Annotated in this window: 22 protein-coding genes and 1 tRNA gene; 11 read left to right on the top strand and 12 right to left on the bottom strand. The window is 64.7% G+C overall.

The window, feature by feature from the left end; all coding sequences use genetic code 11:
- Nucleotides 1-61: 61 nt before the first annotated feature.
- The 3 genes from RAD15_RS28535 to RAD15_RS28525 all read right to left on the bottom strand — a co-directional run bounded on the left by RAD15_RS28535 (nt 62) and on the right by RAD15_RS28525 (nt 3608).
- The gene (locus RAD15_RS28535; protein ID WP_458181540.1) at nt 62-2812 is read right to left on the bottom strand and encodes a DUF2235 domain-containing protein; all 2751 of its coding nucleotides are present in this window, start codon (nt 2810-2812) and stop codon (nt 62-64) included.
- Between the two features lie 262 nt (nt 2813-3074).
- Nucleotides 3075-3326 carry a GCG_CRPN prefix-to-repeats domain-containing protein gene (locus tag RAD15_RS28530; protein ID WP_458181539.1) on the bottom strand — a complete coding sequence of 84 codons (252 nt, stop codon included), beginning with the start codon at nt 3324-3326 and terminating at the stop codon, nt 3075-3077.
- Between the two features lie 39 nt (nt 3327-3365).
- Nucleotides 3366-3608, bottom strand: coding sequence for a hypothetical protein (locus RAD15_RS28525; RefSeq protein WP_458181538.1), 243 nt, complete (start codon nt 3606-3608; stop codon nt 3366-3368).
- Between the two features lie 299 nt (nt 3609-3907).
- On the opposite strand from RAD15_RS28525, the gene RAD15_RS28520 reads away from it, so the two are divergent.
- Nucleotides 3908-4903 carry an AraC family transcriptional regulator gene (locus tag RAD15_RS28520; protein WP_458181537.1) on the top strand — a complete coding sequence of 332 codons (996 nt, stop codon included), beginning with the start codon at nt 3908-3910 and terminating at the stop codon, nt 4901-4903.
- Here the strand turns inward: RAD15_RS28520 and RAD15_RS28515 are convergent.
- On the bottom strand, nt 4876-5106 hold the full coding sequence (locus RAD15_RS28515) for a hypothetical protein (protein ID WP_458181536.1): 231 nt from the start codon (nt 5104-5106) through the stop codon (nt 4876-4878). The two genes, RAD15_RS28520 and RAD15_RS28515, sit on opposite strands and share 28 nt — an antisense overlap.
- 145 nt (nt 5107-5251) lie before the next feature.
- On the opposite strand from RAD15_RS28515, the gene RAD15_RS28510 reads away from it, so the two are divergent.
- Nucleotides 5252-5710 (top strand): SRPBCC family protein, encoded by a 459-nt coding sequence (locus RAD15_RS28510; RefSeq protein ID WP_458181535.1) that lies wholly within the window; start codon nt 5252-5254, stop codon nt 5708-5710.
- A gap of 27 nt (nt 5711-5737) precedes the next feature.
- On the opposite strand, the gene RAD15_RS28505 is transcribed toward RAD15_RS28510, so the two are convergent.
- The gene (locus RAD15_RS28505) at nt 5738-6040 is read right to left on the bottom strand and encodes a hypothetical protein (protein ID WP_458181534.1); all 303 of its coding nucleotides are present in this window, start codon (nt 6038-6040) and stop codon (nt 5738-5740) included.
- Between the two features lie 177 nt (nt 6041-6217).
- A tRNA-Leu gene (locus RAD15_RS28500) sits at nt 6218-6302 on the bottom strand.
- A gap of 159 nt (nt 6303-6461) precedes the next feature.
- Between RAD15_RS28500 and RAD15_RS28495 the strand changes: the two genes are divergently transcribed.
- Nucleotides 6462-7004, top strand: coding sequence for a disulfide bond formation protein B (locus RAD15_RS28495; protein ID WP_458181533.1), 543 nt, complete (start codon nt 6462-6464; stop codon nt 7002-7004).
- Nucleotides 7005-8675: 1671 nt separating this feature from the next.
- Here the strand turns inward: RAD15_RS28495 and RAD15_RS28490 are convergent.
- A complete protein-coding gene (locus RAD15_RS28490; protein ID WP_458181532.1) occupies nt 8676-9761 on the bottom strand; it encodes an AbrB family transcriptional regulator in 1086 nt (361 codons plus the stop codon).
- A gap of 100 nt (nt 9762-9861) precedes the next feature.
- Complete coding sequence (locus RAD15_RS28485) at nt 9862-10134, bottom strand: PsiF family protein (protein WP_458181531.1); 273 nt, start codon at nt 10132-10134, stop codon at nt 9862-9864.
- 202 nt (nt 10135-10336) lie between these two features.
- Between RAD15_RS28485 and RAD15_RS28480 the strand changes: the two genes are divergently transcribed.
- Nucleotides 10337-10828, top strand: a complete 492-nt coding sequence (locus RAD15_RS28480) for a hypothetical protein (RefSeq protein WP_458181530.1) — start codon at nt 10337-10339, stop codon at nt 10826-10828.
- Between the two features lie 74 nt (nt 10829-10902).
- Here RAD15_RS28480 and RAD15_RS28475 read toward each other — a convergent pair whose 3' ends face one another.
- The gene (locus RAD15_RS28475) at nt 10903-11451 is read right to left on the bottom strand and encodes a TetR/AcrR family transcriptional regulator (protein WP_458181529.1); all 549 of its coding nucleotides are present in this window, start codon (nt 11449-11451) and stop codon (nt 10903-10905) included.
- A gap of 110 nt (nt 11452-11561) precedes the next feature.
- On the opposite strand from RAD15_RS28475, the gene RAD15_RS28470 reads away from it, so the two are divergent.
- The 5 genes from RAD15_RS28470 to RAD15_RS28450 all read left to right on the top strand — a co-directional run bounded on the left by RAD15_RS28470 (nt 11562) and on the right by RAD15_RS28450 (nt 14360).
- A complete protein-coding gene (locus RAD15_RS28470; protein WP_458181528.1) occupies nt 11562-11990 on the top strand; it encodes an acyl-CoA thioesterase in 429 nt (142 codons plus the stop codon).
- 3 nt (nt 11991-11993) lie between these two features.
- A complete protein-coding gene (locus RAD15_RS28465; RefSeq protein WP_458181527.1) occupies nt 11994-12479 on the top strand; it encodes a PaaI family thioesterase in 486 nt (161 codons plus the stop codon).
- Between the two features lie 34 nt (nt 12480-12513).
- Complete coding sequence (locus RAD15_RS28460; RefSeq protein ID WP_458181526.1) at nt 12514-12897, top strand: CidA/LrgA family protein; 384 nt, start codon at nt 12514-12516, stop codon at nt 12895-12897.
- On the top strand, nt 12894-13613 hold the full coding sequence (locus RAD15_RS28455; RefSeq protein ID WP_458181525.1) for an LrgB family protein: 720 nt from the start codon (nt 12894-12896) through the stop codon (nt 13611-13613). The genes RAD15_RS28460 and RAD15_RS28455 overlap by 4 nt, the downstream gene beginning before the upstream one ends.
- An 87-nt stretch (nt 13614-13700) precedes the next feature.
- A complete protein-coding gene (locus RAD15_RS28450; RefSeq protein ID WP_458181524.1) occupies nt 13701-14360 on the top strand; it encodes a DsbA family protein in 660 nt (219 codons plus the stop codon).
- A 77-nt stretch (nt 14361-14437) separates the two neighbouring features.
- Here the strand turns inward: RAD15_RS28450 and RAD15_RS28445 are convergent, their stop codons facing one another.
- From RAD15_RS28445 to RAD15_RS28435, 3 genes are all read right to left on the bottom strand, one after another.
- Nucleotides 14438-14644 carry a hypothetical protein gene (locus RAD15_RS28445; RefSeq protein WP_458181523.1) on the bottom strand — a complete coding sequence of 69 codons (207 nt, stop codon included), beginning with the start codon at nt 14642-14644 and terminating at the stop codon, nt 14438-14440.
- A gap of 82 nt (nt 14645-14726) precedes the next feature.
- On the bottom strand, nt 14727-15797 hold the full coding sequence (locus RAD15_RS28440) for a carboxylesterase family protein (RefSeq protein ID WP_458181522.1): 1071 nt from the start codon (nt 15795-15797) through the stop codon (nt 14727-14729).
- Nucleotides 15798-15832: 35 nt separating this feature from the next.
- Nucleotides 15833-16804 (bottom strand): S1C family serine protease, encoded by a 972-nt coding sequence (locus RAD15_RS28435; RefSeq protein ID WP_458181521.1) that lies wholly within the window; start codon nt 16802-16804, stop codon nt 15833-15835.
- A gap of 285 nt (nt 16805-17089) precedes the next feature.
- Between RAD15_RS28435 and RAD15_RS28430 the strand changes: the two genes are divergently transcribed.
- Together RAD15_RS28430 and RAD15_RS28425 are read left to right on the top strand one after the other, a co-directional pair.
- Nucleotides 17090-18508 (top strand): M20 family metallopeptidase, encoded by a 1419-nt coding sequence (locus RAD15_RS28430; protein WP_458181520.1) that lies wholly within the window; start codon nt 17090-17092, stop codon nt 18506-18508.
- A 262-nt stretch (nt 18509-18770) separates the two neighbouring features.
- Nucleotides 18771-20561, top strand: coding sequence for a peptide ABC transporter substrate-binding protein (locus RAD15_RS28425; RefSeq protein WP_458181519.1), 1791 nt, complete (start codon nt 18771-18773; stop codon nt 20559-20561).
- Nucleotides 20562-20565: the final 4 nt, after the last annotated feature.

Raw genomic sequence — 20565 nt, 5'->3', positions numbered from 1 at the left:
GCTACGACACCCATAATCATGGGGGCGCATTGCCACTCTTCCGCTCCGTCGTGGACGGCGCCTACTGCTTTGCAGCGGCCGATGGCGTCGGCGGCGCGGGTAGACGTTGTACCTTGATCCGCGCCGTGCCGCTGTTGTTCTTGTAGTATTGTTCGTCCGGCCCGAAATAGTCGGCGTATTTCGCCGGGACCAGCCATCTCAGGAAGCCCGGGACGATCTGCACGGCGTCGTTGACGTAGAAGAACAACTCGCCGGAATCAGGTGCGATGAATTCGGCCACCATCCGGTCTGCAAGTTTCTGCGTGTCCCATACCTTGCGCGCCGTCTCGTCCGGCGGAAGCGCATCGAATGTGCCCATCCTAGCGATATCCGCCTTGAGTATCGTCAGCTTCGTTGCATCGTCCGTGCTCGATTCCTCAGTGTTTTCGATGCGGACGGGATATCTGTTCTTCAGCTCATCCTGAGCATTTTCCTCGGGACGGGTCGGGTCAATGCGGCGCGGCAGCTCATCTGCCGACATCACGTTCACGGCCTGCAGCGGCTGATCGTTCAGGCCCTTTTCGCCAACGCGTACGACCGGCTGGAACCAGTCCGCGCCGAGCATTCGCCGGGTCGGAAGAGCGAGGTAGTGGTGGTTTTCGTAGGTCTGGAATCCGTTGACGCCGGTCATGATCGTGCGGTCGAACCAGCGTTGGTCGATATCGATCCAGACCCGGTATTTGCGGCCCTTCTCGACAGTGAGCCTGCTTGCCCAGCAGAACTGGTTGACGTTGAACAGCTCGGTCGCGGGAAGCGCATTGTCGCCCACCGGCTTGGCCGGCGGAATGTCCGTCGCGACATTCACTCCCTTTTTCTTCGCCTCTGCGGCTCTTGTTTCCGGGGTCTCGCAAACCTGTCCGGTCGCGACGCGCCAGGTGAAAAAGCTGCTCGAGGCGATCAGCACGGCCGCGGCGTAGATGGCGACGATGGAGACGATGGGAAAGATGATCTTGGTGAACGGAAAGCTCATCCACCGTGCATTTCGCTGCATCAAACCGCCAAACGTGAACAACGGGCTCATCCGGCTGAGGTTTTTTTCGCTCGCCTTGCGCTCCGGCCGGTACCAGGCGAGCCGTGCGCGCTCCTTGATGCCATCACGTAGCGAGGCGTTGATGTTCCAGACCCACCACGTGACGAGCACGACGAGTGAGGTCGCGACGGGATAATAGAGTGCGATATTGAGCCATGGCGCTGCATAGGAGGGCAATACGTTCTTGAGCAGGTTCGCGATGGAGCCGAGCACGGCACTGAAGCCCCAGTCGATGTCGCTGACAGTCTCGCGCAGGCTCTTGCCGGATGCATCTATGATCTTGTGAGCGATCCACGGCCAGGCCGCAATGATGCCCGTCATGATCAGGAGCGAGAAATAGGCCACGCGTCGCCACCACACGGCACCGCGCGCGAGATTCGCCATGTCCGCGTCCGGCGCTTTCATCCCAGTGAAGGCGTCGGATTCCTCCTTGCTTATCGGGCCCTTCGCCTTCTTCACATAGGCGTCGTGCATGGCCTGGTGCGCGCCGCCATTGGTGAGTTCCCTGATGCTTCCGTCGGGCATCAGCACCCGCGCATTCGCCGGCAGCATGATCGGCGCATAATCGTCGCATCCGAACAGCATGCGTTCGACCACGGCGAAGTGAACCACCGGTGTGCCGCCGTTCGCATCGCCTTCGAGGATCGGCCGCGGACCGTAGCGGTAGAGCACGGCGGCGCCGCCGCGTGAATCGTGCATTGGCCCGATCGCCGATTGATACTCGCGGAAGCGCTCGATCGTGCCCTTCTGGAATCGCAATTGGCCATCGAGCTGCTCGGTCATCCACACCAGCGGAACGAAGGAGAGGGTGGATTCCGGATAGCCGCCGCCAATGTCGGAATGGACACCCGCGAACCACACCTCCTTGACGGTCTGGTCAGTCGCTAGACGGCTCTGGTCGATCCGCAGCGGATGAAAGGTGGTGCGTTCGTCGTCGATCGCGAGCGCGTGACAGATGTGCTTCGCCTTGCGCGAGGGCCGGTGATTGCGGAACGAAATCGGCCAGATTGCCCAGTCGATAGCGACGCGCAGTTCCTCAATCGGTACGCCGAAAGCCTCGACCGTGTCGAACAGCCCGAGAAATTCGATCTCGACGTTCTTGCGGCCGGCCATGGCTTTGCGGACCGTGCAATAGGAGCGGTGCCAGCAGACGAAATGGTAAATGACGAGAAGCAAGTCGCGAATCCAGCGCGCAATCCAGATCGTCGGCAGGCTGCGATAGCCCACCGATTCCTTGCGGTATTCCCGCCATGCGGACATGGCGTTGCGCTCCATCTCGGCATGTGAGACCGGCTCGCCCTTGATGTCCGCCGGCACCAGGCCCTGGCTTGCGATCAGCGCTGCCAGCGTGCGCGCGGTGAAGGCGCCGCGGCTGAAGCCGAAGATGTAGATCTCGTCGCCCTCGCGCCAATTCCAGCACAGGAAGCGATAGAGCTTGCGGACGTTGCTGGGCACGCCGAAACCGGTGGCGCCGTCGAGGGCGGCGAGCGGCGCCCAGCCCGCAGTGCCGACGCCTTTGATGTAATGAGAGATCTGGTCCGGCTGGGTGTGGTCGAGTGCCTCATAGAGACGCCAGACGCTGGATTCCTGCGTTGTGAACGCATTGCCCGTGCCGTCGGCGAACAGCACCAGCTTGCGCCTCTGCGCCCGTGCGTCAGGTGCATTCGCCGCGGCCTTTGGATCATCGTGCGTATGGTCCGGCCCTGCAGGACCGCGATGCAGCGCCCCGTCCTGGTGCGTCATGGACTCCTCCGAAAATTCAGGGGGGATGCCTAAGCCCGCCCTCGGGTTGCATCCTTTAAATTCGATCCGTGATTTCATCGTGAAAGTAATGGATGTATTTCACCCAAGATCGCGCCGAGGTAGCAAGGAGGATTGCGCCGTCGTGCCCCGGCCAACTATGAACTCCGCCACAGTCGGCAAAAGAAAAGCCCGGGCACGCCCGGGCTTTGACTCCTATTTGCGAGGCGGCCGCTATTGCGAAGCGGCCGTCTGGGGTCGGCTGTTACTTGCCGTTTCCGCGGCACGCGCCGCCGGGGCCGACATGGTAGCCACGCGGGCAGGCATGCGCGGCGGGGTTGGCGTAATTTCTCAGGCATCCGCCGTAGGGGCCGCGATGCCAGCCGGGGCCGCAGCCGCCGGCGATCGTGATGACGTCGCTATTCGCGCTCGCGCCGAGCGGAGCGAGCGGCATGGCCTTGGCAGAGCCGGTGATCGCGCCGAGCACGAGGGCTGCGGCAAACAGGGTGCGCATCATGTCTTGTCCTTCCGAATGAAGTTGCTTCAGTGGCTTGCTTCAGTGACTTGCGGCGAACGCGATGCCGGCGCGCACTTCGGCGATCGCCTGGTCGATTAGCCCGATCGCCTTCTCGCGATGGCCGCCCTTGTTCGGCTCGGCCTTGCCGAGCTCGGCGCGGGCCGATTGCAGGATCGCGACGGCCTGGTCCATGTGCGGCTGCGCGCCCAGCGCGTAACCGATGCAGAGGCTGGTCGCGATGGCGCCGCCGAGCACAAGGCTGCGGGGTAGAGAGGTTCGCATGTCGTTGTCTCCTCCAGCGGGCGTCAGGCTGGGGCCGCCCGGTTTGCCCGGATGCAACCCCCGAATGTGTCGGGATGCTGCACCCGCCGCCTGAATAGGGCTCGCTCAGGCGGGCGGTCTTGGACTGTCCGGCGCCGACGGCGTCGCGGCTTGGACTGACCGGCGCAGCTTGATTCACGTTGGCGTGCTGATAGCCTGTGCTCAGCCGGTCTTCATCACGCGTTCGTTTTCGGCCTGACAGGCTTCACCGGGCTTCGCGCACGACCTTTTCCCAAAAGTCTTTCTTGGAAGTTCTTTCGATGTCCGTCATCAGAAAGGCGCTCTCGACCGACATGCTGCCGCAGGGGCTGTCCGACCGGCAGCGTTTCATTCGCTTCGCCGAACTGTTCGAGCATTTCTCCAACACCGGTGAGCTCGATCCGGCGTCCGACGTGCCGTTCCGGGCCACCATGAACTCGATTCACATCGGCACCACCATGCTTGGACGCTGCGACGGCAGCTTCGTCACGGTCCGGCGGGAGAAGCGCCAGGTGATCGAGACGGGCGACGACCGCTTCTGCCTCGCGCGCAATACCGGAGATCGCCCTTCGGAGGTGATCCATCGCGGGCGCGAATTCACCATGCGGCCGGGATCGATGGTGCTGCTCAAGCTGGACGAGCCGTTCTTCGCCGCCGACGGCGCGAGCCACAAGCGCTTCACCAACGTGCATCTGCCGGTCGAGACGCTGCGGGCGATGGTGCCCGGTGTCGACGATCTCGTCGGCTGCGAGCTCGAACCCGGCGGCGCGCTGTCGCTGGCGATGGACTACAGCGACCTCCTGCTGCGTCACGCCACCGCCGCGGACGAAGCCGGCATGCCAATCGCCGCGCACCTGCTCGATCTCGCCGCGATCGGTCTCGGCGCCCGCAGCGATATCGCCATGGCCGCGCGACGCCGGGGACTGCGCGCCGTCCGGCTCAAGGCCGTGCTGCCGATCCTGGAGGCGCGCTTCCACGAGCCGGATTTCTCCGCGCAGAAACTCGCTGCCGCCGCCGGGCTCTCCGAGCGTTACGTCAACGAGCTGCTGTTCGAAGCCGGCGCCAGCTTCACCACGCGCCTGACCGAATTGCGTCTGCGCAAGGCAGCCGACCTCCTCGCCCATCGCGAGGGCCGCATCAGCGACATCGCCTTTGCCTGCGGCTTCAACGATCTGTCTTATTTCAACCGCTGCTTTCGCCGCCGCTTCGGGCTGACGCCGACCGCGGCACGGGGGGAAGTGAGAGACCGCTATATTTCGCCCCGCGGCGGCGGATAACGCCGCGCCAGCGTCGACAGCGGCAGATGCCGCTCGCCTTCCGGCAGCTCCAGAAAGCCCAGCACCTGCGGCCGCTTCCAGTCGCCGATGCCGAAATCCATCGTCATCCATTTCTGCGGCTCGGGGCCTTCGAGGCCCCGGACCCAGACGAGATAGCGGGGCAGGTCGTCGGCGTCCGCTTCCGTCGCGCGTCTTCTGGCCATCAAAGCTGCTCGCTGCATCGATAAGCGTTGCGGCAGGATATAGGTACTGGCGCGCCGAAGTCGAACGCCTTGCGGTGGGCCGGTTCAGGGATGTTTCGACACGGCGACCCCCGCAACGATTCTGCAAGCCCGAAAGCCTCTGGATATGACCTTCAAGACGGTGACGGAATCGATCCGGATCGCGGCGGAGCCGGGACGTGTATGGGACGCGCTCACCGATCCCGAGGCCGGGGACAGATGGCGCAACGCCCATTTCGAGACGGAATGGCGCGTCGGCGATCCGTTCGAGATCGAGGCCGTGATTGGGACGAAGCGCTACCGCGACAAAGGTCGCGTCGTCGCGGTCGAGCCGCCCGCGTTGCTTCGTTACGCCTATTGGTCGCGCGTCTCCGGCCTGCCGGATCATCCTCAATTCTGGTCGACGATCACCATGACGCTCCGCGCCGTCGGCGCGGAGACGATCCTGACGGTCGACCAGCAGGTGCCGCCCTCGCCTCCGCGCTCCGGACCGGGTTGGGAGATCGGAGAAGACTCGGGCTGGAAGCACGCAGCCTTCTACTGGCGCAGCGCGCTCGCGACGCTGAAGCGGACGGTCGAGGAATAGCGCGGGAGCTGACGCGGCAGCGTCGCCTCACTGCCAGAGCCGGCTCTCCGCCACGCGGTTGATGTCGGCGAGCCTGCGGTCGGCGTCGGCATTCGGATCGATGCTCGCGACCAGCGTCAGCAGACGGCGATACGCGCCATCGGCCACCTCGACCGGCAGCGGGGCCTCGTCATAGGCCTCGACGTAGCTGCCGACGAGGCTGCTCAACAGGCGGCACAGGCCGCGCTGGGCGGGGTCGTCCCGGCCGAGCGTATCGAGCTTCTGCTGAAATGTCCGGAAGGTGCGCAGGCCGTGGTGCTGCTCTGAAAGCCACGCGTGCAGGTCGTTCATATGAGCTCCTTCGAGTTACGGAAGAAGCTACCGGTTTATACAGTGGGGATGGGAAGATGGCCAGGGAGGGGAAGGTTTGGTAGAGACAGTCCGTCTTCGCCAAGAGGCTTCGCCGGACACGCTTCGTCCTTTCGGTCTTGCGTGGCTGTGCCACGCGAAGCCCGAAAGGGCGAAGCGTGGTGCCCCTGGCCGGAATCGAACCAGCACTCCTTGCGGAACTCGATTTTGAGTCGAGCGCGTCTACCAGTTCCGCCACAGGGGCCCTCGGTCGGCCCCTCCGAAGGAGGGCGTCGCGAAGCCGGCGGACTATAGCCATGGAACAGACGGGGTCAACCCGCGCCAAAGTGATGCCGGCCGTTCTCGACAGCCGCTTGGACCGGGGCTAGAGGCTTGGAGCGCGAGACATGCGAAAGAGGCCGCCGTGACGACCCAGAGTGCCGCGATACCTGCGTTCAAGCCGGCGGGCGCGAACCCCGCGCTGACCGCCTCGCTGCTCGTCACGCTGATTGCCGCAGCGACGATCGCGGGCGCCTGGTTCTTCCAGCTCGTGCTCGGGATCGTGCCCTGTCCGCTCTGCCTGGAGCAGCGCTACGCCTATTACCTCGCGATCCCGCTCGGCCTGCTCATCGCTCTCGCCGCAAGGAGCGGCGCGCCGCGACCGCTGCTGCTCGCCGGGCTGGCCATCCTCGCGCTGGCGACGCTCGCCAATGCCGGGCTCGGCACCTATCATTCCGGCGTCGAATGGGGCTTCTGGAAGGGACCTACCGACTGCTCCGGCCCCGTCGTCAATCTCGGCAGCGCCACCGACCTGCTCTCGCGGCTCGATACCGTGAAGGTGGTGCGCTGCGACGAGGTGCAGTGGCGCTTCCTCGGCCTTTCGCTCGCCGGCTACAACGTGCTGATCTCGCTGCTGATGGCCGCGATCGCCGCGTGGGGATTTGCGCGGACGGCGAAGCGTTCGTAGCTGCCGTAGGGCGGCAAAGGCACGCTCTTTGCGCGCCGTGCCCACCATTCATCGACATTCGCACAAGCCACTGGTGGGCACGCTTCGCTTTGCCCACCCTACAAGAGCTGCAACGTACATGCCCGGTAGCCTGTGGGATGGGTTGAGCCCTTGCGAAACCCATCTCTTCTCGCTCTCCGCAATCGCGGTCATCGCTGACTGATCGCCCGCTCAACCGGCTGAATAGCGCGTAGAATGAGTAGAGCCGAAGAGATCCGAGTTATGGTGGCGATGGGTTTCGCGAAGAGCTCAACCCATCCTACGGGCTACGACACGGTAACCGGGCAGATCGGCGGCTACAAGACGGGCGAATTGGGGGTAGGTATAGGGTTAGGTCTTGGAATAACTGGCGGCCGCTCGGAGTCTCTCAGTACTTTCGGCGGTTGGTCTTTTCAGGGTCGAGTTGGTGGGGGGCCGGTTGCCGGTACGATAACCACGCCTAATTCTATAACGGAGCCGGTGAAGGACCCCGCAACCGGAGAACCGACGATGCGAGTCACAGGCGGCTATTTGAGCGCAGGTCGTGGAGCGCCTTTCGACTTTATGTTGGGCTGGAGCTACACTAGCCCTACGTGCTGGTCCTCTTGCGACAGCAAGCCCCAAGAAACGACGCCTCAGCGGACTTCGCCGGAAGAGCAGGCAACCGAACGATCGGCACTCCCTTCCGGGAGCACTACCATTCCCGGCCCAATAGAATCCGATTTAGATGCTAAATGACTCTTCGAACGCGAGCACTGCTTTCAGTAATTGCTGCGTTCTTGACGGCCTTTGGGTTTATGTTTGCAGCGCTTCGGCCTAGTCAACCATACTCACTTGTGTTTGGTGGCCTCGCTTTCATCTTTCTTCTTCCCGTAAACATGTGGTTGAGAAGCATCTTTAAATGTCCTGTATGCGGGACATCCATCTTTGAAAGAGGATACACGAGTACATTTTGGCCTGCGCCGACATGCTCCAAATGTGGTGCCGACTTGAGAAATCGTTAGCCCGTAACGCCTCAATCTGCGCGATCGCTCTAATACAAGGATGGGTTGAGCCCTTGCGAAACCCATCTTGTCCCGGTCACCGCTCTCCGTAATCGCGATCATCATCCGGCTGGTCGCGTGCACCCAATTTGATGGTTAGCCGCCGCTCCGAATCTTTCACGGTCACCGCTCGCGCGTCGCGACCAACCGACAGCGATTTCCGAAAAGGCGAGCATGCCATACTGCCACTGTTTTGCCCGACGCGTCAAACGATTTTCGTAAAAGACGAAATTCTTGCCGACCGTGAATCGCGCCCGGCTAACGGCGTGCCCGGTCGCGAAAACGAGCCCGCGCCGCAGGCGCCGCGATCCTTGCCGGTTTGGTTCTGATTTGCTCGACGCAACAATGGCTTGACCGAGCGGCCCCTGCGCCGGCCGGCAGCCATGGTTCTACTGTGCATGGGGTTGTTTTTCATTTTTTTGCAGAAGGGCTCCCGAGCCGGCCAGACGAGGAGGCCCGGGAGCGCAGGGCGCGGATCGGCTTCGGTCCTGCCGGGTGTCCGGTCCCGCATGTCGCTTCCGCCTTCGCTCTTCGAGCTACGGCGGACAAGCCGCTCATGCGGGCTACAGGCGCTGTGCGCCTTTGCCCACCCTACGGCAGCTGCGCCCCGTCAATCGTCCACATCGTCCTGCGTGCGGCCGAACAGGTGCACGATGCCGGGCGTCGCGATAGTCACGAACACGAAGCGCGAGAGGTGATGGGCGCCGACGAAGATCGGGTCGATGTGCAGCGTCAGCGCCAGCGCCAGCATCGCGTCCATCGCGCCGGGCGCGAAGGCGACGACGACATCGGAGAATTTCACCTGCGTGGTGAGCACGACGATGCCGACGAAGATGGCGGAAACGGCGATCGCGACGGTGAATGAGCCGAGCGCCGCGTTGATGTGGCCGGCGAGGGTCTTGATCCGCATCCGCGCGAAACGGCTGCCGATCAGCGCACCGATGCCGACCAGTGCCACGCCGCGAACCCAGTCCGGCAGGCCGCCCTCGACCCAGCCTGCGCCATGCAGCACGCTGGAGGCGATCATCGCGCCGAACATCCAGCTCGCCGGAAACTTGATCAGCCGCAGGAAGAGCGCCACGGCCAGCGAGGCCGCGGCCAGCTCCACGAGGTCGAGCGGCGAGGCGATCGCCGTCGTCAGCGATGGTGCCGCGGAGGGCGCCATGCCCGCGAACGCCAGCACCATCGGCAAGGCCGCGGTGAGGATGATGACGCGCATGGTCTGCACCACCGCGATGCCCGGCAGGTCGGCGCCGCGCTCGACCGCAAGAATGGTGATCTGCGAGAGCGCGCCGGGGCTGCCGGCGAGGAAGGCCGAGGTGCGGTCCCAGCCGTGGACGCGCTGCAGGTAATAGCTCGAGCCGAACGTCGAGCAGAAGGTCGCGAGCGCCAAGAGTCCGATCGTCAGGGGGTAGGCGCTGACCTGCTGGATCAGGTGCCGCGAGACGACCGAGCCCAGCGAAATGCCGAGCAGCACCAGCACGGTCTGGGTCAGGATCGGCGGCAGCGTCAGCTGGCGGCCGGCGATCGCGGCGATACCGACCGCGATCATCGAGCCCGAGATCAGACCGCCGGGAAGGCCGGCGAGGAGAAACACGAGGCCTCCGGCGGTGCCGATGACAAGCGTCTCCAGCGTGCTCAGGATCTCGGCACGGCTCGGCCATTCGAACGGCAGGGAGGCGGTGATTTGCTTCACGCCACCTTATCGCAAATCGGCGAGAGGCGCACAATTGCAGGCTCGTCATGCCGCAATGCGCGCGCCTCTCGCCGGAGGCTCGCGGAGGATCGTGACGGAGTTACTTCTTGTCGGCGGCGGGAGCCGCAGTGCCGGCCTTCGCGGTCTTGATGCACTCGGAGCGGAATTTCTTGCGCTCCTTGCCGTGCAGGCCCTTGGCATCCGCCTGCTTGGAGCAGTCGAGCGACTCGGCCGAACGCTCCTTCGGGGCCTTCTTGTCGGCGGTGGCGGCAGGTTCGGTCTTGGCGGCCGGCGCCGCGGTCTGCGCGAAGGCAGTGCCGGTGGCGAGCAGGGAGGCGAGGGCGACGGCGGCGAGGCGAGAGGCGAGGATCATGGTGTTGCACTCTTCTTGCGAGAATTGCGAAGGGCTGGCAACGTCGGCTCGTGTTGCTGAACGCGACATGAATAATCTGAACGGCGCGATCACTATATTTTGGCGGCAGGGGCCATCGCTTGCTTGTCGCGCGCTTGCGGCACGCTAGGATAGCAATCCTCGTTTTACTTTCGCCGGGGAAGACCAAGGAGGAGATATGAGGATGACCATTCAATCAAGATTGCTGTGTGCGATTGCGGTGTCGGGATTTGCCGCGCTGGTGGCGAGCGCGCCGGCGCAGGCGCTGACCTCGCAGGAGTGCAGCGCGAAATATCAAGCCGCCAAGAAGGACGGCTCGCTCGGCACCACGAAGTGGAATGACTTCCGCAAGGCCCAGTGTGGCGCCGATGCGACGCCCGCCGCTGCGCCGACCGCGGCAGCTCCGGCTGCACCGGCCGCTCCCGCCGAGCCGAAGCAGGCCAAGAAAGAGGCAGCCCCGGCTGCCGCTCCGGCGCTGCCGGCTGGACCCGCGATCTATCCGAACGCGGTCGATCCGAAATACGCCAAGGAGACCGCCGGCAAGGCGCGCCTGCACACCTGCGTCGACCAGTACAACGCCAACAAGACCACCAACGGCAACGGCGGCATGAAGTGGATCGAGAAGGGCGGCGGCTACTACAGCGAATGCAACAAGAAGCTGAAGGGCGCTGCCTGAGCTTCGAATTGATGCGGTGGCCGGAGCAATGCTCCGGCCATTTCGCTGGTCCAAGAGTTTCTAGTCCAAGAGCTCTAGTCCAAGAGCTTTTCGGCTGACTTCGCCACGAGCTGCGATCGCTTGCGCGGGCCGCGCTCGACGAACAACAGGCTCTGGCCGAAGATGAAGCAGTAGAACAGGAAGGCCTGCGCCTCGGCTTCCTCGGCCTCAAGGCCGGTCGCCCGATAGAGTTCGGTGACGTGCTTCAGCCGCGCCGCATCGACGCTCGCCACCGCCGCCGCGGCGCTCTCGTCCGAGCGCGCCCATTGCCGGATCGCGAGCTCGATCGCCATGCCCTCCGGATTGAGCCGTTCGGAATAAAGCTGGATCACCGCCCGCAGCCGCTCGCGGGGGGCCTCGCCGTCCAGACTCGTCTGCTGTGCGATCGTCGCCGCGCGCCCCTCCCGCCAGCGTTCCAGCATGGCGCCGAGCAGCGCGGCGCGGTCGGCGAAGCGTCGGTAGAAGCCGCCCTTGGTGACGCCGAGGTTCTTTGCGAGCACTTCGACCCTGACACCCTCGACCCCCGAGCGGGCGAGCTCGGTAAACCCTGCCTCGACCCAGACATCGCCCTTGCCGTCGCTCATGAAGGAAGCCTCGCCGATTCTTGATACGGTGCCGTATTGCTAACGCGAGGAGACGCTGATACGCTACCGTATCAACAATCTAAGAACGGAAAAGGGCAGGGGGGATTGCGATGGAGCAGGAGGCGACCTATCGCGGCACGGTCTATCCGTGGCAGTGCGATCATGTCGGCCACATGAACATCATGTGGTATGTCGGCAAATTCGACGAGGCCAACTGGAACCTGTTCGCCCGCCTCGGGCTGACGCCCAGCTATCTGCGGACCTCGGGCCGGGGCATGGCCGCGGTGCAGCAGAACATCACCTACAGGCGCGAGCTGCTTGCCGGCGACGTCGTCGAGGTCCGCAGTCATTTGCTCGAGATCCGCGACAAGTCGATCCGCTTCCGGCACGACATGACGAACGCGGAGAGTGGCGAGCTCGCCGCCTCGTGCGAGATCACGGCCGTGCACATGGACCGCAGCCAGCGCAAATCGGCGCCCTTCACGGATGCCATCCGCGAGGCCGCCTCAAAGCATCTCGCCGAACCGGCCGAGGCCTGAGCCATGGCTGCGTTCGAGCCGAAAAACCCGGGCTATCGGGCGGCGGCCGTCTCCATGTTCGACGGCCAGCCGGCGATGCACACGCTCGGCATCGTGATCGTGCGCCTCGCGCCGGGTGAGGTCGAACTGGCCATGCTGCATTCGCCGGCCTTCACGCAGCAGAACGGTTTTGTCCATGCCGGCATCATCACGGCCGGACTCGACAACGCCTGCGGCGTGGCCGCCTTCACCCTGATGCCGGCCGAGGCCGATATTCTCACCGTGGAGTTCAAGACCACGCTGCTCGCACCGGCCCGTGGCGAGCGCTTCGTCTTCAAGGCCGAGGTGGTCAAGCCCGGCCGCACGCTCACCTTCTGCGAGGCCAGGGCTTTCGCCGAACATGGAGGCAAGACCACGCTGATCGCCACGATGACCGGGACGTTGATGGCGATGCTGCCGCGCGAGGCTCCGCAGGTGTCGCGCATGTCCCCCGCATCGCGCGGCGATTGACAAGGCTGCCGGCGCATCCCTTGATGCGGCGGTCATGCTTGCGAGTCTCGGCCTCATCCTGCTCTGCCAATTGATCGGTGAAACCGTCGTGCGCGGTTTCGGTCTGCCGTTGCCGGGACCCGTGCTCGGCCTCTTGCTGCTTCTCGTTCTGCTGCTCGCCCGCGATCGCTTTGCACTTTTCGCGCGCGGGCCGCTGCGTAACGATGGCGTCGAGACGGCGAGCAAGGGCCTGCTGGCGCATCTGTCGCTGCTGTTCGTGCCGGCCGGCGTCGGCGTCGTGCAGAAGCTCGATCTGCTCGCGTCCCACGGTACCGCCATCGTCCTCGTGCTCGCGCTGTCCGTGGTCGTCACACTGCTCGCGACCGTGCTGACCTTTCGCCTCGTCAGCCGCCTCTTGCGGCAACAGGACGTGCGATGAACAATCCGTTCTCGCTGTGGGTCTATCTCTCGCAGTCGCCGCTGCTGTGGCTGACAGTGACGCTGCTGGTCTATGCGGCCACGGACGCGGTGTCGCTGGCGACGCGGCGCCATCCGCTGGCCAATCCCGTGCTGCACGCGATGTGGATCATCGGCGCGTTCCTGCTCCTGACCGGGACCTCCTACACGACTTATTTCGCCGGCGCGCAATTCGTGCACTTCCTGCTCGGGCCCGCCACCGTCGCGCTCGCCGTGCCGCTCTACGAGAACCGCGGACGCGTGATCGCCTCGATCGTGCCGATGCTGGTGGCGCTGGTTGCGGGATCGGTCACGGCCGTGGTATCGGTGGTGCTGCTGGCCGAGCTCGCCGGCCTGCCGCGCGACGTGGTGCTGTCGCTGGCGCCGAAATCGGTCACGGCCGGCGTTGCCATGGGCATCGCCGAATCCCTCCACGCCGATCCTTCGCTGGCGGCGGTGGCGGTGATCCTCACCGGCATCATGGGGGCGATCATCGTGACGCCGCTGATGAACCGCACCGGCGTCACCGATTACAGGGCGCGCGGGTTCGCCGCCGGCCTTGCCGCGCACGGCATCGGCACCGCCCGCGCGTTCCAGGTCGACGAGATTGCCGGCGTCTTCTCCGGCATTGCCATGAGCCTGAACGCTTTGGTGACCTCGTTCCTGGTCCCGCTGGCGGTCACGCTGCTGGTGCGATGACATCGCCGCCGCGACGCTCTATATGAGCTGTAACAATTCCCGGTCTCGAACCGTATCGACGGAGATGGGACCGAAACGGGACGAGATATGGCTGGATTCAGGAATAAGGGCCTTGTGCCGACGCGGCGTGCGGCGCTGACGCTGATCGGGGCGGGCGCCCTCGCGGCGGGCGGCATCACCTCGGCGCTGGCAGCCGCCGACGATGACGAGGTGCTGACCGAAACCAAGGTGCTGCGCGATCCCGACACGCCCGTCGCCGGCAATCCCGACGGCAACATCACCATCGTCGAATGGTCCGACTACAACTGCCCCTATTGCCGCAAGCTCGAGCCGGAGTTGCGCCAGGTCGTCCAGGACGACGGCAAGGTGAGGCTGGTGATGAAGGACTGGCCGATCCTCGGGCCGGTCTCGGTTACCGCGGCGCGGATCGCGCTCGCGGCCAAATTCCAGGACAAATACCATCAGGCCCATGACGCCATGATGGGCGTCAGCTCGCGTCTGACCGAGCCGCGCATCAACGAGCTGCTGGCAGCCGCCGGCGTCGACATGGATCGCCTGAAGCGCGATCTCGGCAACCACGGCTCGGACATCGACGCCCTCCTCAAGCGCAACAACGACCAGGCCGAAGCCTTCGGCTTCAGCGGCACCCCGTCCTTCATCGTCGGCAAGTACCGCGTCCCCGGCGTGCTCAGCATGGCCGAGTTCGAGCAGGTCATCGCCGACGCCCGCAAGGCCAAGATGAACTGACGCGCGATATCCTAGCACCTAACACAAAGGCGCCGCCGCGGAGTCCGCGACGGCGCCTTGTTCATGATACGGCGTCGTTACTTCGACGAGATCCGAACCCAGTCCCTGTGCGCGCGATCGCGCAGCGCGTCCCAATCGGCCTTGGCGACATCCCAGTTCACGATGGTGCGATTGCTCGTTGCGACCTCGCCATTGGCGACGGATGAGGTCTGCATGGAGTCATGGACATAGACGCCGCCGGCAAGAAGCAGGGCGCCCAAAATCATTCCAAAAAACGTCTTCATAGCGAACCTCCGGTGACGCGCCGATAACGTCGGCACGGCGCGATGGTTCCGCGGCCATGCGGCGCATCTAAGGACAGGTTGTTCATTTCATATTCAGCCACGCCACCAGCTCCGCATTGATCTCGCGCGCATAGGTGTGGCTGAGGTCGTCGATCTCGCGATAGGTGACGTCCGCGCCGGCGGCGGAGAGCGCCGCCTGCGTCTGCCGCGCGGTCTGCACTGGAAACATCCAGTCGAGCTTGCCGTGGGTGATGAAGATCGGCAGGCCCTGCAGGCGCGCCGCATCCGCCATCTCCGCCATCAGTGGATGGAAGGTCGCCGAAACAGGCGCAAGATGCGTGAAGGGCGAGGCGCCGTCGAGACCGCTCACGTAACAGAAGGTGCCGCCGTCGCTCATGCCGGTCAGCAGCATCCGCGAGGCGTCGATGCTCCAGCGGCTGCGCACGGTTTCGAGGATGCGCATGAGATTGGGCGTGTCGGCATCGTCGCCCATCAGCGCCCAGGTCGGGCCGGTCGCCGTCGGCGCCACCAGGATCGCGCCGAGGCTGCGCGCATCGCGCAGCCAGCTCCACAGGAAACCGCGTCCGTTGCCGCTGCCGCCATGCAGCGCCATCACCAGCGGCATGGCGCGATCGGGCGAGTAATATTCGGGCACATAGACCGAGAAGCCGCCGCGGCTGCCGGGTTCGTTGTGATCGTGGAAGATTCCGGTGTGCTCGCTTGCGCCCGCTGTGAGCCGCGTCAGCAGATCGTCATTCTCGCGATTGGCGGTGTTGAGGAAGAAGCTGCTCACGGGCGGAAACTGCGCCGACAGGGGATACAATGCCTCCTGAGCGCGCGGCACGTGCCGAAGTGCGCGGAACACGGCGACGAGATCGCCATTGCCGCGCTCGACATCGCGAATGCCGGCGAAGGCGGCGAGCGTCTCGTCGCAGGCGCGATCGAGCCGGTCGCGCAAGCCGGCGAACTGCTCCGGCCACTCACCGATCGCGCCTCGCGCCGCTTGCAATGCCTCGTCCGGCGCACCGATGGCGCTCATCACCGAGGCGAAGGCCGGCGGATGCAGCTGCCGGGTGAAGAAGCCGAGCGCTTCCAGTGCGTTCAGCAGCGGCGGCAGCACGGCCACGATGTCGTCAACGACGGCCTCGGTCATTGCCGCTTTCCTTGCCTGATGTCAGTTCGAGCCCGTCAATGCAGCTTCGGCGCCTTCAACAGCTTGAATCGGTCGGTCGACGTCACCGTGACGTCGAAGGTGACGCCTTCATGATGCACGGTCAGCGGCACGTCGACGCCGGCAGCGCCGAGCGCCCACATCTTCTTGTAGAAGGTAGTCTGGCTCGTGACCTTGTCGCCGTCCACGGCGAGGATGACGTCGCCGGTCTTCAGCTCCGCGCGCGCGGCCGGGCCGTTGGCGGAGATCCCGATCACCACCACGCGGTTGTCGATCTCGGTCGAGTAGAGCCCAAGCCAGGGCCGTGCCGGCTTGTTGACGCGGCCGAACTTGCGCAAGTCCTCGAGGATCGGTTTCAACAGGTCGATCGGCACGATCATGTTGACGTGTTCGGCCTTGCCGTCGCGTTCGCGCTCGAGCTGAAGCGAGCCGATGCCGATCAACTCGCCGCGCTCGTTGAGCAGCGCCGTGCCGCCCCAGTTCGGATGCGCGGGATAGGTGAAGACCGCCTCGTCCAGCAGATATTCCCAGTAGCCGGCGAATTCCTGCTTGGCCACGATCTGGCTCGCGACCGATCGCGTGCGGCCGCCGGCGCCGCCGACCACGACGCGGTCGCCGAGCCGGGTTTCGGCGGACGAGCCGAGCGGCAACGGCTCGACGTCGAGCCGGCCGAGCGCCTGCACCAGCCCGAAGCCCGTGACGGCATCGAAGCCCAGCACATGTCCTTCCACCACGCGCCCGTCGCCAACGTGCAGCCACACGGACTCCGCCTCGGTGATGAGATAGCCGATGGTGAGCACCAGCCCGTCGTCGATCACGACGCCGTTGCCGGCGCGCTCGGTGCCCAGCGTCTCGGCGCTGAAGGCGTCCGGCGGGATGATGGCGTGCAGGCCGACGACGGAGGCGAGTGCGCGGTCGAGGTCGAAACCGTAATCGCTCGCACGCGGCTGATTGGCCGGCGGCACTCTCCATTCGGTCAGGGCGGGCATGGAGTTCTCCTGGCTGAGAGCATCGCTTCACCGTGGCCGGCGGAACGACGCGCGAAGCACGCGTAATTTAGGCCGGAGGCGGCCGTCTTGAAAGCCTCGTTCCGCAACAATTCCGGAGAACGCCGCGTGAAATCTCTGACAGAAACGGATCGAGCAAGGTCTGTAGGAGGCTGCTCGATCCGGCACCCGCCGCATGGCTGGTGTCCGGCGGGGCGCTAGGCGCCGTACAATGAAGCTGCTAACCCTTGGCGCTTCGTTTGACCAAGAGAGATCACGGACCGAAGCATGGACAACCGCAGCGACATCTGGCGTGGCATTGACACGATCAAGGCACGTTTCATCGACCTCAGCGACAAGGTCTGGGGTATGCCGGAGGTGTGCTACACCGAGGCGCGGTCCGCTGCCGAGCATCTCGCCGAGCTGCGTCATCAGGGTTTCCGTATCACCGAGAATGTCGCGGGCATTCCGACCGCGGTGATGGGCGAGTGGGGCGAGGGCGGGCCGATCATCGCCTTCATGGGTGAATACGACGCGCTGCCCGGCCTCAGCCAGGAGGCAGGCGTGGCCGAGCATCGTCCGGTCGAGACCGGTGGGCACGGTCATGGCTGCGGTCACAACCTGCTCGGTTCCGCCGCGCTCCTTGCCGCGACCGCGGTGAAGGACTGGCTCGCCGAGAACAAGGTACCCGGCCGCGTGCGCTATTACGGCTGCCCGGCGGAAGAAGGCGGCGCGGCAAAGGCCTTCATGGTGCGCTCCGGCGCGTTCGAGGACGCCGACATCGCCATCACCTGGCATCCGCACAGCTTCTGGGAAGTCGCGGTGACGCCGTCGCTCGCCAATACGCGCGCGGATTTCATCTTCACCGGCCGTACCTCGCATGCCGCGGCCTCGCCGCATCTCGGCCGCTCCGCGCTCGATGCGGTCGAGCTGATGAATGTCGGCGTGAACTACATGCGTGAGCACATGCCGAGCGATGCGCGCGTGCATTACGCCTTGCTCGATACCGGCGGCATCGCCCCGAACGTGGTGCAGGCGCATGCGCGGGTGCGCTACTCGATCCGCGCCCGCGATCTGCCCGGTATGAACGAACTGGTCGGACGCGTGAGCAAGATCGCCGAGGGCGCGGCGCTGATGACGGAGACCAAGGTGGAGATGAAGATCATCTCTGCGGTCTCCAACATCCTGCCGAACACGCCGCTGGAGCAGGCGCTGCACCGGGTCATGGAAGAGCTCGGACCGCCGCATTTCGACGATGCGGACAAGAGCTTTGCCACCGAGATCCGCGCCACGCTGAGCGACAAGGACATCTCGTCGGTCTATTACGCGATCGGCATGGAGCAGACCGATCGGCCGCTGGCCGACTTCCTGGTGCCGCTCGATGCCAAGCGCAACCCGCTGGTCGGCTCGACCGACGTGGGCGACGTGAGCTGGGTGGTGCCGACCGTGCAGGTTCACGCGCCCACGGTTGCAATCGGCACGCCGTTCCACACCTGGCAGGTGGTGGCGCAGGGCAAGAGCCCGCATGCGCACAAGGCCATGGTGCAGGCGGCCAAGGCGATGGCCGGTCTCGGCATCAAGACGCTGACCGATCCGCAGCTGATCAAGGCCGCGAAGGCCGACCTTGCGAAGCGAACGGCCAAGACACCTTATGTCTGTCCGCTGCCGGACCACGTCGCGCCCCCGCTCGATATGTCCGTGGTGTAGAATTACGCCTCGATACTTCGTCTGATCCGGCGAACAAATTTTCCGCAGTGCAGCGTGGTTTCCGGCGTGTTTTGACGCCGGATTGCCGAACCGTTGGGCTGCGGAACACGGTTTTGCCCAACTGACAGCCAGAAGACCGTTTGCATACACACGGTCGCAGTTGACGACTGCCCCATTCGGTGTGCCATCTACCGCCAGCCAAACCCGGCGGTCGCCTCGCGCGGCCGCCTGCATCCATACGGGAACCAGACGGGGGACAACCATGCTGGATAAAGAACTGCGTTCGCTGATCGGCCAGGTGAAGGACGGGCGGATGGATCGCCGCGGCTTCATCAAGCGCATGGCTGCGGTCGGTCTCACCGTTCCCCTGGCCAACCAGATCCTCGCGCTTGGCGGCGTCGCCATGGCCGAGGGCGCCTCGACCTACAAGCCGACCAAGCGCGGTGGTGGCGGTGCGCTGAAGCTGCTGTGGTGGCAGGGCCCGACCTTGCTCAATCCGCATTTCGCCACCGGCACCAAGGACCAGGACGGTTCGCGCCTGTTCTACGAACCGCTCGCCTGCTGGGACCCGGACGGCAACATGAAGCTGGTCCTGGCGTCCGAGATTCCCTCGACCGAGAACGGCCTGCTCGCCGCCGACGGCAAGTCGGTGACGTGGAAGCTGAAACCCGGCGTGAAATGGCACGACGGCAAGCCGTTCTCGGCTGACGACGTCGTCTTCACCTCGGAGTACATCATCGATCCCGCGACGGCCGCCGTCACCGTGGCGACCTATCGCGACATCACGGTCGAGAAGGTGGACGATCTGACGGTCCGCCTCACCTTCAAGAAGCCGACGCCGTTCTGGGCGGATGCCTTCGTCGGCGCAACCGGACAGGTTCTGCCCAAGCACCTGTTTGCCGACTACAAGGGCTCCAAGTCGCGCGAGGCGCCGACCAACCTAGCGCCCGTCGGCACCGGCCCCTACAAATTCCTCGAATTCAAGCCCGGCGATCTCATCCGCGGCGAGATCAACAAAGACTATCACATGCCGAACCGACCCTATTTCGACACGCTCGAGATGAAGGGCGGCGGCGACGCCGTCTCGGCCGCGCGCGCGGTGATCCAGACCGGCGAATATGACTTTGGCTGGAACATCCAGGTCGAGGACGACGTCCTCCTGCGCCTGGAGAAGGGCGGCAAGGGCAAGACCATTTACGCCGTCGGCGGCGATACCGAATTCATCGCGCTCAACTTCACCGACCCCAACACCGAGGTCGACGGCGAGCGCTCCTCGATGAAGACCAAGCATCCGCTGTTCTCCGATCCTGCGGTGCGCAAGGCGCTGTCGCTGCTGGTGGATCGCGACTCCATCAAGAAGGCGATCTACGGCCGCGCCGGCCGCACCACTGCGAATTTCCTCAACGGTCCGGAAAAGTTCGTCTCCAAGAACACCTCGTGGGAGTTCAGCATCGAGAAGGCCTCGAAGATTCTGGACGACGCCGGCTGGAAGCCGGGCGCGGACGGTATCCGCGAAAAGGACGGCAAGAAGCTCAAGCTGCTGTACCAGACCTCGATCAACGGCCCGCGCCAGAAGACTCAGGCGATCGTCAAGCAGGCCTGTCAGAAGGCCGGTATCGACGTCGAGTTGAAGTCGGTCGTGGCCTCGGTGTTCTTCTCGTCGGACGTCGCCAATCCCGACACCTACGCGAAGTTCTACGCCGACATCGAGATGTTCCAGATCCCGATGAGCCAGCCGGATCCGGCCCAGCACATGCGCCGCTATCATTCGAGCAACGTGGCCACCAAGGAGAACAAGTGGCAGGGCACGAACTACCCGCGCTTTGTCAACAAGGACTACGATGCGGCGATCGATGCCGCGGACGGCGAAATGGATCCGGTCAAGCGCGTGGCGCTCTTCATCAAGGCCAACGACATCCTGTTCCAGGAGACCGTGTTCATTCCGGCGCAGCACCGGCTCAAGGTGGAGGCGGCCTCGAACACGCTGCGCCCGGTGATCTCGGGCTGGGCCAACGAAACCGACAATCTGTTCGACTGGTACCGCGAGGAATGATCCC

This window comes from Bradyrhizobium sp. 14AA (genome assembly GCF_054185205.1).
This window is presented reverse-complemented; position numbering and strand designations above follow the sequence as displayed.